The organism is Cellulosimicrobium cellulans (assembly GCF_042723955.1).
Classification (GTDB): domain Bacteria; phylum Actinomycetota; class Actinomycetes; order Actinomycetales; family Cellulomonadaceae; genus Cellulosimicrobium; species Cellulosimicrobium cellulans_H.
The window spans coordinates 1-5,264 of the sequence record NZ_JBHXIC010000151.1 but is presented as its reverse complement, the minus strand read 5'-3'; the positions used below and the strand labels follow the sequence as shown (position 1 = coordinate 5,264).

Annotated in this window: 4 protein-coding genes; all 4 read right to left on the bottom strand. The window is 69.4% G+C overall.

What is annotated here, in order from left to right; all coding sequences use genetic code 11:
* Nucleotides 1–102: 102 nt before the first annotated feature.
* The 4 genes from ACFWH7_RS20660 to ACFWH7_RS20645 all read right to left on the bottom strand — a co-directional run bounded on the left by ACFWH7_RS20660 (nucleotide 103) and on the right by ACFWH7_RS20645 (nucleotide 5,103).
* Nucleotides 103–1,212, bottom strand: coding sequence for a substrate-binding domain-containing protein (locus ACFWH7_RS20660; protein WP_378219499.1), 1,110 nt, complete (start codon nucleotides 1,210–1,212; stop codon nucleotides 103–105).
* Nucleotides 1,213–1,295: 83 nt separating this feature from the next.
* Nucleotides 1,296–2,585: a multiple monosaccharide ABC transporter permease gene (gene mmsB, locus ACFWH7_RS20655; protein WP_047234069.1), complete on the bottom strand. Its 1,290-nt coding sequence runs from the start codon at nucleotides 2,583–2,585 to the stop codon at nucleotides 1,296–1,298.
* 52 nt (nucleotides 2,586–2,637) lie between these two features.
* Nucleotides 2,638–4,197, bottom strand: a complete 1,560-nt coding sequence (mmsA, locus tag ACFWH7_RS20650) for a multiple monosaccharide ABC transporter ATP-binding protein (protein WP_378219496.1) — start codon at nucleotides 4,195–4,197, stop codon at nucleotides 2,638–2,640.
* 414 nt (nucleotides 4,198–4,611) lie between these two features.
* Complete coding sequence (locus tag ACFWH7_RS20645; protein WP_378219494.1) at nucleotides 4,612–5,103, bottom strand: GNAT family N-acetyltransferase; 492 nt, start codon at nucleotides 5,101–5,103, stop codon at nucleotides 4,612–4,614.
* Nucleotides 5,104–5,264: the final 161 nt, after the last annotated feature.

Here is a 5,264-nt window from a genome sequence, read left to right as displayed (position 1 = left end):
CAGCACTCCCGCCCAACCCCCCACTACTGTGTCGGTTACGGGTTTCGTCGCGCGTCGTCTTGACGGCACGCCTCAGCCTCCCGGTCGCTCAGAGCGAACGGGTCACTTGGTGAGCTCCTCGAGGGTGGGGTCACCCGCGTAGACCTCGGCCGCGTTCTCCTGCGTGACGATGACCGGCTCGAGGAGGAAGGCCGGGACGACCTTGACGCCGTTGTCGTAGGACTCGGTGTCGTTGATCTCCGGCTCCTCGCCCGCCTGGAGCGCCTTCACCGCGTTGATCGACTCCTCGACGAGCTTGCGCGTGTCCTTGTAGATCGTCGAGTACTGCTCGCCCGCGACGATCGACTTCACCGACTCCACCTCGGAGTCCTGGCCGGTGATGACCGGGGTCTCCTTGCCGGCCTGCTTGGCCGACGTGAGCGCCGCGCGGGCGAGCGTGTCGTTCGGCGACAGGACGCCGTCGATCTCCTTGTCGGAGTAGCTGCCCGACAGCACGGTGTCCATGCGCTTCTGCGCGTTCTCGGCCTTCCAGCCCTGCGTCGCGACCTGCTCGAACGACGTCTGGCCGGACGCGACGACGAGCGTCCCGTCCTCGATCTTCGGGTCGAGCACGCTCATGGCGCCCTCGAAGAACGGCGTCGAGTTCGCGTCGTCGGGCGAGCCGGCGATGAGCTCGATGTTGTACGGGCCCTCACCCTTGCGCTCGGCGAGGCCCTGCAGCAGCGCCTCGCCCTGGAGCACGCCGACCTGGTAGTTGTCGAACGCGATGTACTCGTCGACGGCGTCCGTGTTCTTCACGAGACGGTCGTAGGCGATGACGGTCGCGCCGTTGTCCTTCGCGTTCTTGAGCTGGGTCCCAAGCTGCGACCCGTCGATGGCGCCGACGATGATGACCTTCGCGCCCTGCTCCACCATGGCGTCGATCTGGCTCTGCTGCTCCGAGACGCCGCCGTTGGCGAACTGGACGATCGGCTTGAAGCCGGCCTCGGTGAGCCCGTCGTTGAACAGCTGCTCGGCGAGCACCCAGTTCTCCGAGGTCTTCTGCGGGAGGGCGACACCGATGGTCGCGCCCTCCTCGAAGCCGGCGGCCGCGGACTCGCCGCCGCCGGTGGAGTCGCCACCGGCGTCGCCCCCGCGGTCGGAGGAGCAGCCGCTGAGCACGAGCGCGCTCGCGGCGGTGAGCGCCAGGAGCGTCGTGGTGAGCTTCTTCATGGGTACCACTTTCTTGTCGGGCATCCGTCGTCGGATGCGGTCAGGGGGTCGTGCGGTGGGTGGGACGTGAGGGGCAGGTCAGGTCAGCCCTTGGCGGCCGTGGCCCCGGCCTCGACCGGGACCTCCGGCTGGGCGTCGTCGGCGCCCGTGACGGCTCCGGTGCCCTTGTCGCGCCGCGACGGGAAGATCAGCGCGATGATCGACGGCCGACCCTGCACCTTGTTGTAGACGTCGAACGCGACCGCGATGAGGAGCACGAGGCCCTTGATGATCTGGGTCATGTCGGAGCCGACGCCCATGAGCTGGAGACCGTTGTTGAGGACGGCCATGACGAGGCCACCGATGACGGAGCCGACGACGGTGCCCACGCCGCCGGAGACCGCGGCCCCGCCGATGAAGACGGCCGCGATCGCGTCGAGCTCCCACATGTTGCCGTCGAACGGGCCGGAGGCCGTCGAGCGGCCGATGAAGATCATCCCGGCCAGCGACGCGAGGATCGACATGTTCATCATGACGAAGAAGTTGGTGCGCTTGATGTTCACGCCGGACAGCGCCGCCGCCGCCCGGTTGCCGCCCACCGCGTAGACGTGGCGACCGGTGATGGTCCGCGACGCCACGAACTGGTAGACGACGACGAGCAGGACCAGCACGAGCGCCGGGACCGGGAACGAGGTGCCGACGCGGCCCGAGCCGTAGAGGTACGTGAGGTAGGCGATCACGGCGCTGAAGAGCACGACGCGCGTCACGGCGACCGAGGTCGGGACCGGCTCGGCGCCGAGCTTGCGGGCGCTCGCGCGGCGGCGGAACTCCGACCAGACGACGGCCGCGATCGCCAGGACGCCGAGCAGGAGCGTCGAGTTGTTGAGGCCGGTGTTCGGCCCCCACTCGGGCAGGTAGCCGCCACCGAGGGTCTGGAGCTCCTGCGGCACGGGCACCGTGTTCGACTTGCCGATGAACTGGTTGAGGCCGCGGAAGAGCATCATGCCGGCGAGCGTGGTGATGAAGCCGGGGATGCCGACGTAGGCCACCCACCACCCCTGCCAGGCGCCGATGACCGCGCCCACGCACAGCCCGAGGAGGATGCCCAGCCACCACGGGATGCCCCAGTCCCGGATGGCGATGGCCACGATGATGCCGGTCACGGCGGCCACCGACCCGACCGACAGGTCGATGTGGCCCGCGATGATCACGAGGACCATGCCGATCGCGAGGATGAGGATGTAGGAGTTGCCGTTGAGCAGGTTCTGCGCGTTGCTCGGCGTGAGGACCCGCCCGCCCGTGGCGATCTGGAAGTAGATGACCAGGGCGAGGAGCGCGAAGAGCATGCCGAACTGGCGCGCTCCCCCGCTCAGCAGCTGCTTGATGGACGACATCGTCGGTGGTTCCTTCTCGGTTGCGATGCGGTGGCTGGTTGGGGGGACGCGCTCAGGCGGCGGCGTCGGAGGGTGCGTCGCCGGGCGTCCCGGTCATGAGGCGCATGAGCCCCTCCTGGGTCGCCTCCGGCCCGGGGACCTCGCCCGTGATCCGCCCCTCGAAGACGGTGTAGATGCGGTCGCACAGGCCGAGGAGCTCGGGCAGCTCGGACGAGATGACCACCACGCCGCGGCCCGCGTCGGCGAGCTTCTGGACCAGGCCGTAGATCTCGTACTTGGCGCCCACGTCGATGCCGCGCGTCGGCTCGTCGAGGATGAGGAGCTCCGGCTCGGTGTACATCCACTTGGCGAGCAGGACCTTCTGCTGGTTGCCGCCCGAGAGCTTGGCGACGCCCTCGTGCACGCTCGGCGCCTTGATGGAGAACGCCTTGCGGTACGACTCGGCCGCGACGAACGCCGCGTCCTGGTCGATGACGCCCGCCTTCGCGATGCGCGGCAGGTTCGCCGCCTGGATCGTGCCGAGGATCGTGTCGAGCAGGTTCAGCCCCAGCGCCTTGCGGTCCTCGGGGACGTAGGCGATCCGGTTCTCGATGGCCGAGAGCACCGTGGGCATGGACACCTCGCGGCCGTCGATGCGCACGACGCCGGACTTGTAGCGCCCGTACGACCGCCCGAAGAGCGACCTCGCGAGCTCGGTGCGGCCGGCGCCCATGATCCCGGCGAAACCGACGATCTCGCCGCGGCGGACGTGGAACGTCGAGCCCTTGCACACGTAGCGGCCCGGCACCTCGGGGTGCTCCACGGTCCAGCCCTCGACCTCGAAGAAGGTCTCGCCGATGGACGGCGTGTGGGCCGGGAAGCGCGACTCGAGCGAGCGGCCGACCATCCCGCGGATGATGCGGTCCTCGTCGACGGCGTCGCGCTGGACGTCGAGGGTCTCGATCGAGCGGCCGTCGCGGATGATCGTGATCGAGTCGGCGACCTCCTCGATCTCGTTGAGCTTGTGGGAGATCATGATGCTCGTCAGGCCCTTGGACCGCAGGCCGCGCAGCAGGTCGAGCAGGTGCTCCGAGTCCTCCTCGTTGAGCGCGGACGTCGGCTCGTCGAGGATGAGCAGGCGCACGTCCTTGGCGAGGGCGCGGGCGATCTCGACGAGCTGCTGCTTGCCGACGCCGATGCTCTTGATCTGGGCGTCGGGCGACTCCTGGAGACCGACGCGCGCCATGAGCTCCTCGGCGCGCCGGCGGGCGGCTCCCCAGTCGATGCCGAACGCACCCTTGACCTCGTTCCCGAGGAAGATGTTCTCGGTGATCGAGAGCTCGGGGATCAGGGCGAGCTCCTGGTGGATGATGACGATCCCCGCGTGCTCGCTCGACCGGATGTCCTTGAACTGGACCTCCGCACCGTCGTAGTAGATGTCGCCCGAGTACGTCCCGTGCGGGTACACGCCCGAGAGCACCTTCATGAGCGTCGACTTGCCGGCGCCGTTCTCGCCGCAGATCGCGTGGATCTCGCCGGCTCGCACCCGCAGGTTCACGTCGTCGAGGGCGCGCACGCCCGGGAACTCCTTGGTGATGCCTCGCATCTCGAGGATCACGCGCTCGTCCGTCATCGGACCTCCTCCTGCCGAGGACAGCTCGCCGCGCACCGACGCGCCGCGTACCCGGACACCCTCAGCGCCGCCCGAGCGGGCCTGACGCTATGCCGGTCACGTTCTTGGCGTCAACTCCTGAACGCAAGGATCGCCAGAACCGTGACCAAACAGCGACCTTGGTCCCATGACAGCGCAGACATATGCCCCACGATGTGAGCGCAAACACGCGGGAACGCTCCCAAGCGGTCACGATCTGAAGCCGTGAGAGCGCTCCAGCTGGCTGCTGCACGCCGCGCCCCGAGCATGCGGCGGACGCACCCGGTCCCTCCCGTGCGTGCAGGAGGAGGGTGCGGCGGTCCCGGTCGGAGAGCGCGCGTCAGGGCGTCGTCAGGGGCGGGGTCCGTCTGCTCGGCGGAGGCGCCGACCTGTGACTCAGCGAGGCGGGAGCGGGCGCTTGAAGCCCTCGTGCGACTGCTCGTAGCCGAGCGACCGGTAGAACCGGTGGGCGTCGGCCCGCTGCTTGTCGGACGTGAGCTGGGCGAGCGCGCACCCTCGCGCGACGCCCCAGGCGTGCGCCCACGTCATCATCGCGCGGCCGACGCCTTGCCCCCGCAGCCGACGGTCGACACGGACCGCCTCGACGAGGAGCCGCGACGCGCCGTTCCGGGAGATTCCCGGGATCACGGTGAGCTGCATCGTGCCGACGACCTCGCCGTCGATCTCGACGACGACCAGCGCGTTGTTCGGGTCGGCGTCGATCGCCGCGAACGCCGCCTCGTGGTCGGGACCGACCTCCCCGGTGCGCGCACGCGCGATGGCGTCGTCCGCGATGAGCGCGACGACGCGGGGCAGGTCGGCGGCGACGGCCGTACGGAACCCGAGACCCGCCGTCGGGCCGCCGGCGGGCAGGGGCGAGGTGGTCACGGCCCGCGACCGTAGCACCCGGCGGGCCGGGGGAGAACGCGACCCTCCCGAAGCACAACCGGGGTTTGGGGCCGAGTGGTACCCGGGTTTAGGGGGAGTTAAAAAAAGTCGACACAACACACTTCCACCCCCGACCACACGCTCGAGAAACGCGTGAGGGG